The sequence below is a fragment of the Natronorubrum tibetense GA33 genome, assembly GCF_000383975.1.
Lineage (GTDB): Archaea > Halobacteriota > Halobacteria > Halobacteriales > Natrialbaceae > Natronorubrum > Natronorubrum tibetense.
This window is the reverse complement of record NZ_KB913017.1, coordinates 3,585,847-3,601,519: the sequence shown is the minus strand read 5'-3', so window position 1 is coordinate 3,601,519 and position 15,673 is coordinate 3,585,847. Positions and strand designations below refer to the sequence as shown.

The 15,673-nt window shown below is 65.2% G+C and carries 14 protein-coding genes; 9 read left to right on the top strand and 5 right to left on the bottom strand.

All coding sequences use genetic code 11. The annotated features are described in order from the left end of the window. Window positions 1-14 precede the first annotated feature (14 nt). The 8 genes from hmgB to NATTI_RS0118460 all read left to right on the top strand — a co-directional run bounded on the left by hmgB (window position 15) and on the right by NATTI_RS0118460 (window position 11,903). Window positions 15-1,352 carry a hydroxymethylglutaryl-CoA synthase gene (hmgB, locus tag NATTI_RS0118495; protein ID WP_006088383.1) on the top strand — a complete coding sequence of 446 codons (1,338 nt, stop codon included), beginning with the start codon at window positions 15-17 and terminating at the stop codon, window positions 1,350-1,352. A gap of 221 nt (window positions 1,353-1,573) precedes the next feature. Further along, a complete protein-coding gene (locus NATTI_RS0118490; RefSeq protein ID WP_027119213.1) occupies window positions 1,574-2,569 on the top strand; it encodes a M48 family metalloprotease in 996 nt (331 codons plus the stop codon). A 199-nt stretch (window positions 2,570-2,768) separates the two neighbouring features. Continuing rightward, window positions 2,769-3,587 carry a sulfite exporter TauE/SafE family protein gene (locus NATTI_RS0118485; protein ID WP_006088385.1) on the top strand — a complete coding sequence of 273 codons (819 nt, stop codon included), beginning with the start codon at window positions 2,769-2,771 and terminating at the stop codon, window positions 3,585-3,587. An 18-nt stretch (window positions 3,588-3,605) separates the two neighbouring features. Beyond that, window positions 3,606-6,071 carry a heavy metal translocating P-type ATPase gene (locus NATTI_RS0118480; protein ID WP_006088386.1) on the top strand — a complete coding sequence of 822 codons (2,466 nt, stop codon included), beginning with the start codon at window positions 3,606-3,608 and terminating at the stop codon, window positions 6,069-6,071. Between the two features lie 62 nt (window positions 6,072-6,133). After that, window positions 6,134-7,402, top strand: coding sequence for an AI-2E family transporter (locus tag NATTI_RS0118475; RefSeq protein WP_006088387.1), 1,269 nt, complete (start codon window positions 6,134-6,136; stop codon window positions 7,400-7,402). Between the two features lie 181 nt (window positions 7,403-7,583). After that, a complete protein-coding gene (gene gcvPA, locus NATTI_RS0118470; RefSeq protein ID WP_006088388.1) occupies window positions 7,584-8,921 on the top strand; it encodes an aminomethyl-transferring glycine dehydrogenase subunit GcvPA in 1,338 nt (445 codons plus the stop codon). Next, complete coding sequence (gene gcvPB, locus NATTI_RS0118465; protein ID WP_006088389.1) at window positions 8,918-10,465, top strand: aminomethyl-transferring glycine dehydrogenase subunit GcvPB; 1,548 nt, start codon at window positions 8,918-8,920, stop codon at window positions 10,463-10,465. Before gcvPA ends, gcvPB begins: the two co-directional genes overlap by 4 nt. 232 nt (window positions 10,466-10,697) lie before the next feature. Then, the gene (locus NATTI_RS0118460; protein WP_006088390.1) at window positions 10,698-11,903 is read left to right on the top strand and encodes a M24 family metallopeptidase; all 1,206 of its coding nucleotides are present in this window, start codon (window positions 10,698-10,700) and stop codon (window positions 11,901-11,903) included. 26 nt (window positions 11,904-11,929) lie between these two features. Here the strand turns inward: NATTI_RS0118460 and NATTI_RS0118455 are convergent, their stop codons facing one another. Then, window positions 11,930-13,651, bottom strand: a complete 1,722-nt coding sequence (locus NATTI_RS0118455) for an NAD(+)/NADH kinase (protein WP_006088391.1) — start codon at window positions 13,649-13,651, stop codon at window positions 11,930-11,932. Window positions 13,652-13,804: 153 nt separating this feature from the next. Between NATTI_RS0118455 and NATTI_RS0118450 the strand changes: the two genes are divergently transcribed. Further along, entirely contained in the window at window positions 13,805-14,260 is a 456-nt protein-coding gene (locus NATTI_RS0118450; protein ID WP_006088392.1) for a CBS domain-containing protein, read from the top strand. Between the two features lie 20 nt (window positions 14,261-14,280). Here the strand turns inward: NATTI_RS0118450 and NATTI_RS26630 are convergent, their stop codons facing one another. The 4 genes from NATTI_RS26630 to NATTI_RS0118430 form a co-directional block, all read right to left on the bottom strand. Continuing rightward, window positions 14,281-14,457, bottom strand: a complete 177-nt coding sequence (locus NATTI_RS26630) for a DUF7838 family putative zinc beta-ribbon protein (RefSeq protein ID WP_162832105.1) — start codon at window positions 14,455-14,457, stop codon at window positions 14,281-14,283. A gap of 300 nt (window positions 14,458-14,757) precedes the next feature. Further along, window positions 14,758-15,081 carry a hypothetical protein gene (locus NATTI_RS27110; protein WP_241434260.1) on the bottom strand — a complete coding sequence of 108 codons (324 nt, stop codon included), beginning with the start codon at window positions 15,079-15,081 and terminating at the stop codon, window positions 14,758-14,760. A gap of 21 nt (window positions 15,082-15,102) precedes the next feature. Then, window positions 15,103-15,288: a hypothetical protein gene (locus tag NATTI_RS0118435; protein ID WP_006088395.1), complete on the bottom strand. Its 186-nt coding sequence runs from the start codon at window positions 15,286-15,288 to the stop codon at window positions 15,103-15,105. Continuing rightward, complete coding sequence (locus tag NATTI_RS0118430) at window positions 15,285-15,635, bottom strand: HalOD1 output domain-containing protein (protein ID WP_006088396.1); 351 nt, start codon at window positions 15,633-15,635, stop codon at window positions 15,285-15,287. The genes NATTI_RS0118435 and NATTI_RS0118430 overlap by 4 nt, the downstream gene beginning before the upstream one ends. Window positions 15,636-15,673: the final 38 nt, after the last annotated feature.

The window sequence follows — 15,673 nt, the reverse complement described above, 5'->3', positions numbered from 1 at the left end:
CACATTCTCGATGCATGACTGCAGTCGGTATCGACGCCATCGAAATCTGGACCGGGAATCTCAAACTCGACTTACCCGGGACGTTCGCGCCCGAGAAGGGCGAGGACCCCGAGAAGTACACGAAGGGACTCGGTCTCAACGCAAGCTCGTTCCCCGACAGCTACGAAGACATCGTCACGATGGGGGCAAACGCCGCCCACCGGCTGATGGAACGCAAGGGCCTCGAGCCCGACGATATCGGTCGAATCGATGTCGCGACCGAGAGCGCGTTCGACAACTCGAAGCCGGTTTCGACGTACGTCGCTGGCTGTCTCGAGCAGGTCTACGGCGATGACTTCCACCACGCGAACAAGGGCGAACGAAAGTTCGCCTGTATCGCGGGCACCCAGAGTCTCGACGACGCGTTCAACTGGATCCAGGCCGGCCGAAATCGCGGTCGTTCGGCGCTGGTGATTGCGACCGACACGGCGCTGTACGCCCGCGGCGACGCCGGCGAGGCGACCCAGGGTGCGGGTGCCGTCGCGATGCTCATCAGCGAGGACCCCGATCTGGTCGAACTCTCGACCGAGCAGGGCTACGGCTCGGCCGACGAGACGGATTTCCTCAAACCAAACCAGCAGTTCCCGTCCGTCGACGGCAAACGCTCCGTGCAGGTGTACCTCGCCCGCATGCGCGAGGCGCTCGAGGACTTCGAGAGCGTCGCCGGCGAAACCCATCCCGATCAGTTCGCCTACATCCCGTTCCACACCCCGTTCCCGGGGATGGTCCGCAAGGCCGGAATGCTGGTCTACCGGCATATGATTCGCGACACTAGCATCGAAGATGAGCTGGCCGAGGAGATCGGTCGCCAGCCCCGCGCCGAAGCGTTCGACGACGACGAGGCGTTCCACGACGCGCTGCGGGAGTATATGGATGCCCTCAAGGACACCGAGACCTACCAGGAGTGGTACGAGGCGACGATCGATCCGACCCTCACCCTCTCTCGGGAGGTCGGCAACTGGTACACCGGCTCCGTCCACGTCGCCCGCGTGAGCGCGCTGAAACACGGCCTCGAGAACGACCTCGACCTCGCGGGGAGCAAGCTCCTCGTCGGCTCCTACGGCTCCGGCGCGCAGGCGGAGGGCCACGCGGAGACGATCCAGGACGGCTGGAAGGACGAAATCGAGGCGCTAAACATCGACGAACAGCTCGACGCCCGCTACGACATGAGTTGGGACGATTACGAAGAGATCCACGACGTCCACAATCACGACATGGACGTCGACGTCGAGGAGTTCACGGCTCCCGAGTCGGAGTTCGTCTTCGACGGCTGGGGGCGAATGGGCGAGCGGAAGTACCGGTACGTCGAATAGCAACCTTTTGCTCTGCGTGCGGTCGCTCCGCGACCGCACTCGGCAAAACGTTGAGAAAAAGCACTCTTCCCTCCCCTGCGGGCCGGTCGTCGGCCCGCTCGCTCCTTCGGTCGCTCGCGGTGAGTGCACGCCTCCGCCTGCCCTGAACACGTCCTCCTGCGTCGTCTCGCTGCCGCCATGTTTAGTCAATATTTTTGACCCGTTATCCGAATGGTGTGACGATGCCCTCCCCATCGATCCGCCTCTACGTCGGCATGGTTGCCGCCGTCCTCGCACTCGTACTCGTCACGATCGGTCTGCTCGCGGGCGTATGGGTCGTCTTCTACGGCATGCTCGTGGTGTTTGGTATTCGACCCGCGGCGCACGGGGCGTTCGTCGCCACAACGGTCACCCTGCTGACGATCGCCTACCTCGAGTACAGACACCTCGAGACGATCGAACGACTCTCGGACGCCCATCCAGTGGACCGCGAGTCGGCGCCGCACCTGTACGACGTAACGACGCGCGTCGCCGCGCAACTGGACGTCCCCGTGCCGACGATCGCCGTCTCCGAGCGGAACGCGCCGGAGGCGCTGGCGGTCGGCTTCCGGCCGGAAAACGTCCACCTGGTACTCTCGCTCGGAACGATCCGGGCGCTCGACGCTGACGAACTCGAGGCGGTGATCGCCCACGAACTCGCTCACGTGAAGAACCGCGACGCGATGGTGATGACGGTCGTCTCGCTGCCCGTCGTGCTCGCCGACGGCTTGGGGTCGCGACTCGAACGGATAGACGAGCCCAGTTCGGAATCGATCGTCGCCGCGGTGGTTCCGTTCGTGGCGCCTATTATCGGGCTCGTCGCGGCAGTCGTTTGGATCATCGGCAGCGCGATCACGGCTCGCCTCTCCCGGGTCAGAGAGCGCGCGGCCGATCGGACCGCCGCGGAAGTGACCGGCTCGCCGGCGACGTTGGCCAGCGCGCTCCGCCGGTTAGATGCGGAGATCACCGACACGCCGAAGCAGGATCTCCGCGAGGTGTCGGGGGTCTCCTCGCTATCCATCTTGCCCCTCGAGCCGCGGGAACTCGAGAAGGTCATGCTCGGCCCCGAGGGCGACATCGAGCCGTCGTACTGGTGGCTTCGAACGCGGCTGCACCGCCTCCAGCGCTGGCTGTTCGGGACGCACCCGCCGACGGCGGATCGGCTCGAGTCGCTGGCGGCGCTCGAGCGGGAGCGATAGTAGCGGGCTCAGAATCCCGTCGCTCGCAGTCGAATGTCGCCGCAGGCACGGCCGACCCGTAGGGCCCCCTCAAGCGCATCGGTGCGTTCCTTACGATCGACGCGCTTCGAGGTACGATTCTCGAAAACCGTTCCGCGAGCGAAACGCACTACACCGTTGGCTGACTAGGTCGACCAACGATCACTTCGAGAATTAATATATGGACCCGTTCACGTTCCTCGGCGTCGACGTCGCGCTGTTCTTGCTCATCGGGCTACTCGCGGGAGCCCACTGTATCGGGATGTGCGGCCCGCTCGTGACCGTCTACGCGAGTCGGATGGACGGTGCCGCGACTGACGGCGGCACGACCGCGAACGCCTCGAGCGCCGGACGCACGGGCCATCTCTCCACTTACGAGGTTCGCCAGCACGCGCTGTTCAACCTCGGGCGGACGGCGAGCTACACCCTTCTGGGTGCCTTTTTCGGCGCGCTCGGCGGGCTGTTGTTCGTCACGACCGCCGAGTTGACGCCGGCCGTCGACGTCGCCCGCGGCGCGGTCGGGCTCCTCGTCGGCGCGTTCGTCATCGCGACGGGCGTCTACTACGCGCTGGGGCGGACGACCGGCGGGATCTCGTTTCCCGGGCTCGAGCGACTCACCGGCTGGCTCGCCGGGCGCGTCGACCGACTCGCGAACGGCCCCGGCATCGTCGGTCTCGGCGCGGTGCACGGACTGCTCCCCTGTCCGATCCTCTACCCGGCCTTTCTCTACGCGTTCGCGACCGGCTCGCCGATCAGCGGGGCGCTCGCGCTCGCCGCGCTCGGGATCGGGACGGTGCCGGCCGTCTTCGCCTACGGGACGATCATCGACTCGGTCGACGTGGCCCACCGCCGACGGGTCCACCGGCTGCTCGGAATCGCGTTCGTCGCGCTGGGCTACGTCCTGTTCGCCCACGGGCTGATGAGCTTTGGAATCCACGTTCCACACCCCGAACTGCCGTTCTACGACGGACTCGGAACCGGCGGACACGACCACCACTGACTACCACCACGATCACCAATGTCGAGTCGAAACGCCTGTACGCTGTGTGAACTGCCCGTCGAAGACAGCGGCGTGACGGCCGACGGTAACGCGTTCTGCTGTGCGGGCTGTCGCGAGGTGTACGACGCGCTCGGCGACATCGAGGCGGTCGATGCCGACGACGTCCGCGACGCACGAAACGAATCCGACGAGGAGGAGACGCGAGTCGTTCCCGACGGTCACGAGACGACGTTCCTCGAGGTCGACGGCATGTACTGTGCGACCTGTGAGGCGTTCATCGAGTCGGTCGCGGGCGAGGCCGACGGCGTGAGTTCGGTCAGTTCCAGTTACGTTACCGACACGGTGCGGATCGACCACGACCCCGCGGCCGCCTCCGTCGAGGAGCTGAAAGCCGAAATTAGCCAGCTCGGTTACAGCGCGTACGACCGCGAGGACGCGATTAGCCGTCGCCGGGCCGACAACTGGGCGATGGGACGGATCGCAGTCGGCGTGCTCATGGGGATGTCGGTGATGCTGCAGTACCTGCTCATCATCTATCCCACCTACTTCGGCGGGCTGTTCTACGACGAACGAACGACGGAGTTCTTCACGCAGGCGCTGGCCAGCGACCTCGCGACGCCGTTTTACCTCATGATCGCCGCGCTCACGACGATCGTCCTCGGCGTGACCGGCAAACCGATCCTGCAGGGGGCCTACGTCGCCGTGAAGACGCGCTCGCCGAACATGGACCTGCTCGTCGCAATCGCGGCCGTCAGCGCCTACCTCTACAGCACGCTCTCGATCGCCGTCGGCGGCCCGCACATCTACTACGACGTGACGGTCGCGATCATCGTCATCGTCTCCGTCGGCGGCTACTACGAGTCCGAAATCAAGCGGAAGGCGACCGAGCGCCTCTCGGACCTGACGGCCGTGCAGGTGGACGAAGCCAGACGACTCCTCGAGAGCGGCGAGACGGAGGACGTCGCGGTCGACGACCTCGAACCGGACGAGCGCGTTGTCGTCCGCGCGGGCGAACGGATTCCGATCGACGGCACGGTCGTCGACGGTGAGGCCGCGGTCGACGAGGCGGTCGTCACCGGTGAGTCCCTGCCCGTCACCAAAGTCGGCGGCAACGCAGTTATCGGCGGCTCGACGGTCTCGGACGGCACCCTTACGATCCGCGTCGGCGAGGACGCCACGAGCACCGTGGATCGCATCAGCGAACTCGTCTGGGACCTCCAGAGCGGGACCCACGGTATCCAGAAGCTCGCGGACAAGCTGGCGACGATCTTCGTCCCGCTCGTACTCGTCCTTGCGACGGTCGTCACGATCGTCTACCTCCTCCTGGGGTCCGGGCTCGCCGCCGCCCTCCTCATTGGACTCACCGTCCTGATCGTCTCCTGTCCCTGTGCGCTCGGGCTGGCGACGCCGCTGGCCGTCGCCGCGGGTATCCGTGACGCGCTCGAGCGATCGATCGTTGTCTTCGACGACAGCGTCTTCGAACGGCTGCGCGACGCCGACACCGTCGTCTTCGATAAGACCGGGACGCTGACCACCGGCGACATGACGGTCGTCGACGCCGACTGCGACGCCGACCTCCTCGAGCGGGCGGCGACGCTCGAGCGCCAGTCGGCCCACCCGATCGGTGAGGCGATCGCCGCCGAGGAACCGGTCGCTGACGGCGGTGCCGTCGAAGGAGACGCGATCGCGTCGACCGACTCCGAGCCCAGTGGGGCCGATAGCGACGACGACGCTACCGAACGCGTCGAGTCCTTCGAGAGCCATCGAAACGGCGTCTCCGGCGTCGTCGACGGTGACGAGATCGTCGTCGGCCACCCGGACCTGTTCCGCGATCGGGGCTGGACGGTTCCGGACACGATCGAGCACCAAATCGCCGAGAGCCGCGAAACCGGGCGCGTTCCGGTCGCCGTCGGCCGCGAAGGTTCCGCGGAAGGCGTCGTCGTCGTCGGCGACGACCTGCGGGAGGGATGGACCGAGACGCTGACGGCGATCTCCGAGAACGGGGCCGAGGTCGTCGTCCTCACCGGCGACGACGCACGTGCAGCGACTCGGTTCCGCGAGCACGACGCGGTCGACCGCGTATTCGCGGGCGTCCCGCCGGAGGGGAAAGCCGAGACCGTCGAACGGCTCAAACAGAGGGGCCAGACCGTCATGATCGGCGACGGAACCAACGACGCGCCAGCACTCGCGGCCGCCGACCTCGGCATCGCGCTCGGCGGGGGTACCGCGATGGCGGCCGACGCGGCGGACGTCGCCCTCGTCGACGACGATCTATCGTCCGTCGACACCGTCTTCGACCTCGCTCGAGCGACCGATCGGCGCGTGAAGGGGAACATCGGATGGGCGTTCTGTTACAACGGCATCGCGATCCCGCTCGCCGTAACGGGACTGCTCAACCCGCTGTTCGCCGCGGTCGCGATGGGAATCAGCAGCCTGCTGGTCGTGACGAACTCCTCTCGGTCGCTGCTCGACGACGAGGCGTAGTCGGCTACGGAGAGCGAGAACCTTCCAGTGCAATAATCCGTTAGGTGGACGTAGGAGAGGCTATGCCCGATCGATCCAGCCGACCGGAGTGGCTCTCCGAACGGACCGGATTGGCCCTACTCGCGCTCGTGAGTGCCATCCTCGCGACCCTAATTCTCTTGCCGTATCTGCAGTACGTCCTACTCGGCGTCGTGCTCGCGTATATCCTCATGCCGGCCCAGCGCCGCCTCGAGCGCACCGTCAGCTCGATGACCGCGGCGCTCACGCTCGTCGTCGTCGCCATCCTCGCGATCCTGCTGCCGATGCTGTACGTTCTCGCGGTCGCACTTCGGGAGGCCATCGAACTGCTCACAGCCGTCCAGGATGGGACGCTCGGAATGGCCGATGTGGAGCGGCGACTCGAGGTGGTCGGTCAGCCGGACGATCTCGTCGAACTGTTCGAGACGTATCAGGAGCCGATCGGAACGGCGGCACAGGGACTCGCGACGAGCGGAATCGAACTCGTTAGCGGACTGCCGGGGCTGCTCATCGGGCTCACCGTCACGGTGTTCGTCCTCTTTGCGCTGTTGCGAGACGGCGATCGGCTCATCGTCTGGACCCGTCACGTCCTCCCGATCGACGACGACATTCAGCGGGAACTCCTCGCCGATCTAGACCAGCTCATGTGGGCCTCGGTTGTCGGCAACGTCATCGTCGCGGCGATTCAAGCGGTCGCACTGGGTATCGGACTAGCCATTCTCGGCGTGCCCGCCGTCGTCTTGCTCACGGTCGCGACGTTCGTCCTCGCGCTCCTCCCGCTGATCGGGGCGTTCGGCGTCTGGGTTCCGGTCTCGCTCTATCTGCTCGTCGCAGGCGATCCCGTCGGTGCGGTCGCGCTCGTCGTCTACGGCTCGATCGTCAGCGCCTCCGACACCTACCTCCGCCCGGCGCTCATCGGCCGGACGAGCGCGCTCAACTCCGCCATCATCGTCGTCGGTATCTTCGGCGGTATCGTCGTCTTCGGCGCGGTCGGCCTCTTCGTCGGCCCCGTCGTCCTCGGCGGCGCGAAGGTCACGCTCGACGCATTCGCTCGAGAGCGAGCGGCGGCGGCGGGCGCGGAACCGGGCCTCGAGGAGACCGAGGAGACCGAGGATCCTGCCGTCGACACGGAGGAAGAATCCGGTATTCGGACCGGCGCAGACGACGATTCGGACGAGGAGGGCGACGGTGCTCGGAAGACGCCAGTCGACACCGGCGACGAATCGACCGACCGGACCGCTGACGAACCGACCGATGAAACTGCTGACGGACCGAACGGCGGAGCCGATAGCGCGACCGACTCGGGCGGGTAGCGGTTCGTCGCTGATCCGTATTCGGTTGGCGTGATAAATCAGTTTCAACGACATGTTCTCGGAATCGAAGAGGTGCGTTCATTACCCCGTGACCGCTACTGGCTGGTATCATGTCTCGAATCGCACGGGGCGGGCCACGCCGGGAACGGGCCGCGACGTTCGACCGGGACCGCTACTAACTATGCACGGATCACACGCCACGGGGAGTCCGTACGCTCCCCACACGGACGCGGAACGCTCGCGGATGCTCGAGGCCGTCGGCGCTGAGACCGAAGCCGACCTCTTCGACATCCCGGCGCCCGTCCAGTTCGATGGGACGTTCGGTATCGACGCGCGTTCTGAACGCGAGACGAGACGGCTGGTTCGGTCGATTTTGGGCCGAAACACCGACCTGACGGAGCTGCTGGGTCGGGGCCATTACGGCTACTACGTGCCGTCACTGGTCGACCACCTCGCCGACCGCTCGGAGTTTCTCACCTCCTACACGCAGTACCAGCCCGAAGTGTCTCAGGGGTTCCTGCAGGTGCTGTTCGAGTACCAGTCGCTGCTGGTCGAACTGACGGGCCTCGAGATCGCCAACTGCTCGATGTACGACGCCGCGACGGCGCTCGGCGAGGCTGCCACGCTGGCCGAACGCGTCCGGGACACGAGCGGCCATCGCGTGCTCGTTCCCGACCTCCTTCGGGAGGGTCGACGGTCGACGCTCGAGAACTACGTTGCCGGGACAGACCTCGTCGTCGAGGAGTATCCGACCGACGACGGAAACGTCGACCTCGCCGCCCTCGAGGAACGGGTCGACGAGGAGAGCCTCATGGTCTACGCGGAGAACCCGACGGTTCGGGGAACGATCGAAGAGAGTCTGACGGCGATCGGCGACCTCGCCGCGGACCACGACGCGCTGTTCGTCCTCGGCTCGGATCCGGTCGCGCTCTCCGTACTCCAACGGCCGGCGGACGTCGGCGCCGACGTCGTCGTCGGCGACGCCAGCGTCCTCGGCCTGCCCACGAGCTACGGAATGGGACTCGGGCTGTTCGCGACGAGCGAGGACTACCTCCGACAGGTACCCGGCCGGCTGGTCGGCGCAAGTGAAGACGCGACCGATCGCCGGGCGTACACCCTCACGCTACAGACTCGCGAACAGCACATCCGCCGAGAGCGAGCCACGAGCAACATCTGTACGAATCAGGCGTGGGTCGCGCTTCGAACCGCGATGCACGCCGCCTCCCTGGGGCCGAACGGCATGGTCGACCTCGCCGAACGCGGCGTCACCCGTGCTTCGGATCTTGCGACGCGACTCGACGACCTCGTCGGCGTCAAAGCGCCGATCCACGACCGACACCACATCCGCGAGTTCGTCGCCCGCGTCGACCAGCCAGCGGCCGCGATCGCCGAAGACCTCGAGCAACGCGGCTTCGCGGTCCACGTGATCGGCGAACACCTGATTCAGGTCTGTGTCGCGGGCGTCCCCGACGAGCGGATCGATCGGTTCGTCGCGGCGTTCGAGGAGGTGTCGCGATGAGCGAGCGTTCCGATGAGACTGACGGGAGCAACGGCACCGATGTCGACCCTCGAGCCGAGCAGGTCCGCTACGATCAGGCTCGGTACGTCGAGGACGGTCAGTACGAGCCGCTGCTCTCGGAGAAGGACCTGACGCGCGTCGAGATCGGCGCTGAGGGTGACGGGACGGACGGCGGCAATGGCGGCGTCGGCGACGACTCGCCCCTCCCTGACCACCTCACGCGAGACTCCCTCGAGTTACCCGAACTCTCCGAACCCGAACTGGCTCGCCACTACACGCGACTCTCGCAGATGATCTACGGGATCGACAGCGGGCCCTATCCGCTGGGATCGTGTACGATGAAGTACAACCCGAAGTTCACCGAGGACGTCGCGGCGCTGCCGAAAGCGGCCGTCCACCCCGATCGCTCGGAACGCTCACTGCAGGGCACTCTCGAGCTACTGTATCGGCTCCAGGACTACCTCGGTCGAATCGGCGGGATGGACGCGGTGACGCTCCAGCCGCCAGCCGGCGCGGCCGGCGAGTTCGTCGGCATCCGCGTCGCCGCGGCCTACCACGAGCACAACGGTGAGGACCACCGCAACGAGGTCATCGTTCCCGAAAGCGCCCACGGAACGAACTTCGCGACCGCTGCGTTGGGCGGCTACGACGTCGTTTCGCTCCCGAGCGACGACACGGGCCGGGTCGACCTCGAGGCGCTCGAGGCCGCGCTCTCGGAGCAGACGGCCGCGCTCATGCTGACGAATCCGAACACGCTCGGGCTGTTCGAGCGCGATATTGAACAGATTTCCGAGATGGTCCACGACGTGGGCGGCCTGCTCTACTACGACGGAGCGAACTTGAACGCCCTACTCGGCCGTGCGCGGCCGGGTGATATGGGCTTCGACGTGATGCACTACAACGTCCACAAGACGTTCGCGACACCCCACGGCGGCGGCGGGCCGGGCGCGGGACCGGTCGGTGTCGTCGACGAACTCGCTCCGTTCCTCCCGGCACCTCGAGTACGGGAAGGCGGCGAGAGCAAGAGCGGGGAGTCGACCTACGAACTGTTCGACCCGGAACACACGATCGGCCACGTACACGGCTACCAGGGCAACTGGCTCGTTCTCGTCAAGACGTTCGCCTACATCGCTCGGCTGGGTGATGCGGGCCTCTCGGACGCCAGCGCCAAGGCGGTGCTCAACGCGAACTACCTTGCGAGTCAACTCGAGTACGACATCCCCTACGAGCCGTTCCACCACGAGTTTGTCGCCAGCGCGGGCGACCAGGACGCCGCGGATGTCGCCAAGCGAATGCTCGACTACGGCGTCCACCCGCCGACGACCAAGTGGCCCGAGATCGTCTCCGAGGCGCTGATGACCGAACCCACGGAGGTCGAGAGCGAGGGAACGCTCGATCGGCTCGCCGCCGCATTCAACGCCGTCGCGGCGGAAGACGACGAGACGCTCGAAGCGGCTCCCGGCCGCACCACGGCTCGCCGGATCGACCAGACCAGCGCCGCGCGGAATCCGCGGCTGTCGTGGCAGGCCCTCGAGGACGAATAGCAGAAGTCGGATCGGATTTCCCCCTGAGATACCGTTGAAGAGGTCCTGCTGATCAGGAGGTTCTTCGCTACTTTTTCGAAACGGAGAAGTCGAACGGTTCACTCACTCGACGAAATATGGATAGATACTACTGGCAAATCGTCTGCCGTAACTCGCGTTACCCCCCATCGATCCTCGAGCGAGAGGCACGGACCACCTGAATCCTTTTGAGGGAACGTATGAAGGTATTCCTATGGCTACAGCACTCCCAGATTCGGAGTACGACGAACGACTCGAGCGCATTCGCAACGAGATAGCAGACACGGACGCGGACGCAGGCGTCTGGTTCGGCGCGACGAGCATCGAGTACCTGACTGGCTTCGACCACATCCAGACGGAGCGCCCCGTCGTCCTGGCCGTAACCCGTGATCGAACCGAGATCGTCGTGCCCCGACTCGAGGTCGAGCGCGTCGAGCCGAACCCGCGGATCGACGCGGTACACCACTACCGCGACTATCCGGGCGGCCGACCGATCGCGGTGGCAGTCGAGATGCTTTCCGGACTCGACGCGGAGCGCGTCGCGGCGGACGCCGAGGGCGCACCCGGGACGATGGGCTACGAGGGGCCGCCACTCACCGACCACGTCAATGTCGACACGCAGTCGTGGGTCCCGCGACTGCGCTGGGAGAAGTCGGACGCGGAGGTCGACCTGATCCGCGAGTCCGCGACGTGGGCGAACCTGGGTCACCGCTATCTCGCGGAGTACACCGAACCCGGCGCCCATCCGGTGACGGTGAGCCAGCGGGCATCGATGGACGCGTCGCGAGCGATGCTGGATACGCTCGGCGATCGATACGTACCGCGTACCCGCGGCAACGGACCGGTTCACGCAGGGTACATCACGGGCGAGCAGACGCGACTCCCCCACGGCCACACCGCGAATCGCCGGCTCGAGGCCGGCGACGTCCTGATCACGGGTGCGACGGCGACCGTCGACGGTTACTACTCCGAACTCGAGCGGACGATGTTCCTCGGCGAACCGAGCGACGAACAGGTTCACTACTTCGAACTCATGCTCGAAGCACAAACGATCGCGATCGAGGCGCTCGGCCCGGGCGTTCCGATCGCCGACGTCGACCGAGCGGTCCAGGAGTACTTCGAGGAGCAGGGGGTCTCGGACCTCGCTCAGCACCACGTCGGGCACAACATCGGACTCGATGGCCACGAACCGCCGTACATCGACCGTGGCTGGGGCAGTCGCTGCGAGAGCGAGTACACGAGCTACGACGCCGAGGACACCGTGATGCAACCCGGACACGTCTGGACGATCGAACCGGGGCTCTACACCGACACGTACGGCTACCGCCACTCGGACACGATCGCCGTCACCGACGACGGCATCGAGTGGCTGACCTACTATCCGCGCGACCTCGAGTCGAACGTGATCTCGCTCGAGTAGTCACCGCCGCCCGTTTTCCGGGCGAGCTACCGCGACGGCGTCGTGACACTTTCCTCTAAGTGCTCGAGCAGTGCTGAATGAAGCGAGCCGTTCGAGCCGAGCAGCGCCGCACGGTCCTCGGTATCGAAATTGAACTCGTAGGGATCGCCCGCCTGATCGGTGACCGTCGCGCCAGCTTCGCGGGCGATGACGAGCCCAGCCGCGATGTCCCAGGGGTAGGTGTCGTGCTCCCAGACGGCGTCCGCGCTGCCACTGGCGAGGTAACACAGATTGAGCGCGGCCGAGCCGAGGCGGCGGACGCCGCGGGATTCCTGGTAGAAGTGCGAGAGGAAGGTGCCGTCGGGATCGTAGCCGGAGATCAGCATGCTCTCGTCGAGTTGGTCCCGGTCGGTCGTCCCGATCGGGTCGCCGTCTCGCCAGACGCCCTTCCCGGCGATACCGGAGAACAGCTCGTCGGTTTCGGGGACGTAAACGACGCCCATCACCGGCTTGCCGTCCTCGACGAGGGCGACCGAGATCGAGTAGTTGGGGTTGCCGTGGGCGAAGTTGCCGGTCCCGTCGAGCGGGTCGATCACCCAGGTGTAGTCGCTGTCTGCGCCTCGCTGACGGGCCCCCTCCTCCGAGAAGACCGCGTGGTCGGGGAACTCGTTTCGAATAACGGTCGTGATGATCCGATCAGCCTGATGATCAGCCTCGGTAACGATATCGGACTTGTCAGTCTTGATGTCGATGGACTCCACCTGTCCGTGGAGTTCGCGCAACGGCTCTCCGGCCGCCTTCGCGGCCTCCGTCGCGACCGTCAGCGCACGCTCGACGGTATCCGTCTCCTCGTCGGCAGTTATCGACTTCTTCGACGCGGCGGACAGCGGCTCGCGACGCTTCGCCGCCGGCACTTCGGCGTCCCGAACGTCCCAGCCGAGTTTCTTCGTGATCGCGGTGAAGAAGTGATCGTCGTAACTGGTTCGGACGACGTGGGCCAGTTTATCGGCCCCGGTGGCCGTAATCTCATCGCCCTCGGTGAGGACGGTGTGGGCCCGGCCGCCGTCGACTAGCAGACTCGCCTGCTCCTGCGTGACGATCCGGAGCTCGGTCTCCGGGGAAACGACGATCGGCCGAACGCCGAGTTTGTGCGTGTGCAGCGGGACGATCTGGAGGGTGTGGTTGTTGACGGGGTAGTGGACCGGCCCGTTGGCTGACAGCGAGATACCGGTCGAACCGGTCGGCGTCGAGACGGCCAGTCCCGTCCCCTCGAACTCGCCGACGTACTCGTCGTCCGCATAGACGTCCAGTCGCGTCACCTTTCGGTCGATGGGGTTCTCCGGGGGCACCTGCTGAACCATGAGGTCGTTGATTCCGGTCGCGTCGACGCCCGGTGCCTCGACGTGAACCTGCTGGCGGCTGTCGACCGACGCCCGCCCGCGGAGCGTCTCGTCGAGTGCGTCCCCGAGATCTTCGGGCTCGACGCGAGCCAGAAACGCGAGCGTCCCCGTGTTGACGCCCAACTGTGGGATGTTCCGCGGGCTGAACGTCTTGACCCCCTCCAGAAAGGTTCCGTCGCCGCCGAGCGTCACGCCCAGCGTCGCTCGACTCTCGTCGTAGACGTCGCCGATGTCGTCCCCCACGGCGACGGTCGCCAACTCGAGCCCCCGATCCTCGGTCCACTCGGTGAGCGACTCGAGCGCTTCGTCGCTGTCCGGACTAACGATCGCGATGATCTCGTCCGTCGTGGCGAGCCTGCGTCCTTGCATACGTATCCCACGAACTCCTCGGCAGAAGTAATCTTGTATGCGCTCTCGACTGCAGATACCGTGTGGTCGATGGTTTCGACGGGGAAGACCGGTAACGAGCGTCGATCCGTACGCAGCACAACGTTTGTCCCGGTCGGCGATGATGGACCATCTATGGCAGTGATCGATATCGCACGGCAGACCGTCGTCACCGTCGAACCGGAAGCCACGCTGTCCGACATCGTCCAGACGATGCGGACGAAACGCGTCGGCAGCGTCATCGTCGTCGCCGAAGGAGAGCCGATCGGGCTGGTCTCCGACCGTGACCTCGCCTTCGAGGTCCTCGAGGGAGACGGGGCGACGAACTCGACGCCAGTGAGCGAGATCGTCTCCGGCGACCTGCTGACGGTCGCCGCCGACGCGGGGATCTACGATCTCCTCGAGAAAATGTCACGCAAGGGCGTTCGACGGGTTCCCGTCGTCGAGGACGGCGACCTCGTCGGCATCGTCTCGCTGAGCGATATCGTCGTCCTTCTGGGGATGGAACTCCAGCAGATCGCGAACATTATTCGGTCGGTGTCGCCGGCCTACGAGCGACTGCCACGAAGCGACGGCGATCGCCCGTACTAAAATCGGAGGGGAGTTGGTCGTTATGTCGCACTCGAGTCGACGGCGGTGCCGTTGTCGCCGATTCGGACGAAGCCGTAGTCGCAGTCGGGGCAGTGCCACTTGACCTTCTCGCCGAGGTGGAGCGTGGTGCTCGCCGCGCGATAGAAGGTCCGCTCCTCGCCGCAGTCCGGACACTCGTGATCGAGTTCCATGGCCATACGCGGGCGTTTGGCGCGGCGCCTGTTTAACGTACCGGTCGCCGCCGCTGGGACTGAGTCGCTCACTGGTAAGGTAGCAGCGGTTAGTTCGTGAACTGGTCGCCCGGCGCATGGGTCCTGATCGTATGGCCGCTGTACCGTCGACTGCGGCGGTGGCGACAGTAAGTAGTACGCCCCGCACGATCTGTTCAGTTCACGTGTGGACTGGCCGCCGAGATTCCTACCAGCTATGGATACTGTTCGTAGCGTCGTGCAAGCCTCAGGGCACACATCCAGCAGCGAAGCGATTGCAGTTCCAGGTTACTTGTCATGATCGTCAGCGATCTGTTCGAGGGACCGACGCACCTCGTCAAATCTCTGTCCTCGCCGCACCTCGTCTTCGAACCTGTCGAACTCGACAACTCCCATATCCGCTAATTCGGGGAGTAGAACGTGATGGAGTTCGTAACAGATCGTGAGATACTCGCCGGAGTCGAGCATCTCTGCCTTTCGAAGAATCGGATCTGCAGACACCGAACGTTCGTCCAGTAGCGCGCGTAATACTCGCCACTGTTGCGCTGAGAGCACACGTTCGATACGATCATCGTCACAGCGTTTCTCCCTCACAGCCCTGTTATCTGTCACGACTGGTACCCTCGTCCTCGGTCACTCCGCGCGCTCGTTCTTTTCGACTTCCGTGACGATCACGTCCCAGTCGGGATGTTCGACTCCGTTCCGACATTCGAATCCACCTTCCACATTGAGCCCACTCTCGTAGGCCCTGCGAAGGAGGGCTTTCAGCTCCGCGTTTAATTCCTCCTTCGACGTAAGCGCGGTCTCCTCAGAAGTCATCTTCCCGTGCCCCTCCCGTATGTCTCCGCTGTGGGTTCGTGTTCTGGTGTGATGGTAAGCACACCGTAGCTGTGTACGGTTATCGCGTGCTCCTCGTGTGTGAACGTGACGTGGGAATCTCCGTTCGTCCCGTTTCGAACGCGGACGAGCGCATCTACGTCGTCGGGGTCAATAGTAGAATAGAGCGGGTCGAGTTCGACCGGGTCAGTCCCCAGTAGGTCCGCCAGCGTTGCGATAACAGCCATGCTCGCGGGTGTCTTCTCCTGATCAAATCGGGTGCGAACAGTCCCAGATTTCTGAACGTATTCGACCGCTTCGACTCCAACCCCAGATACCTTCGTGTCCATCGTGCCCGATTCTAGCCGTCTGTGTCGGTTCAAAAGCT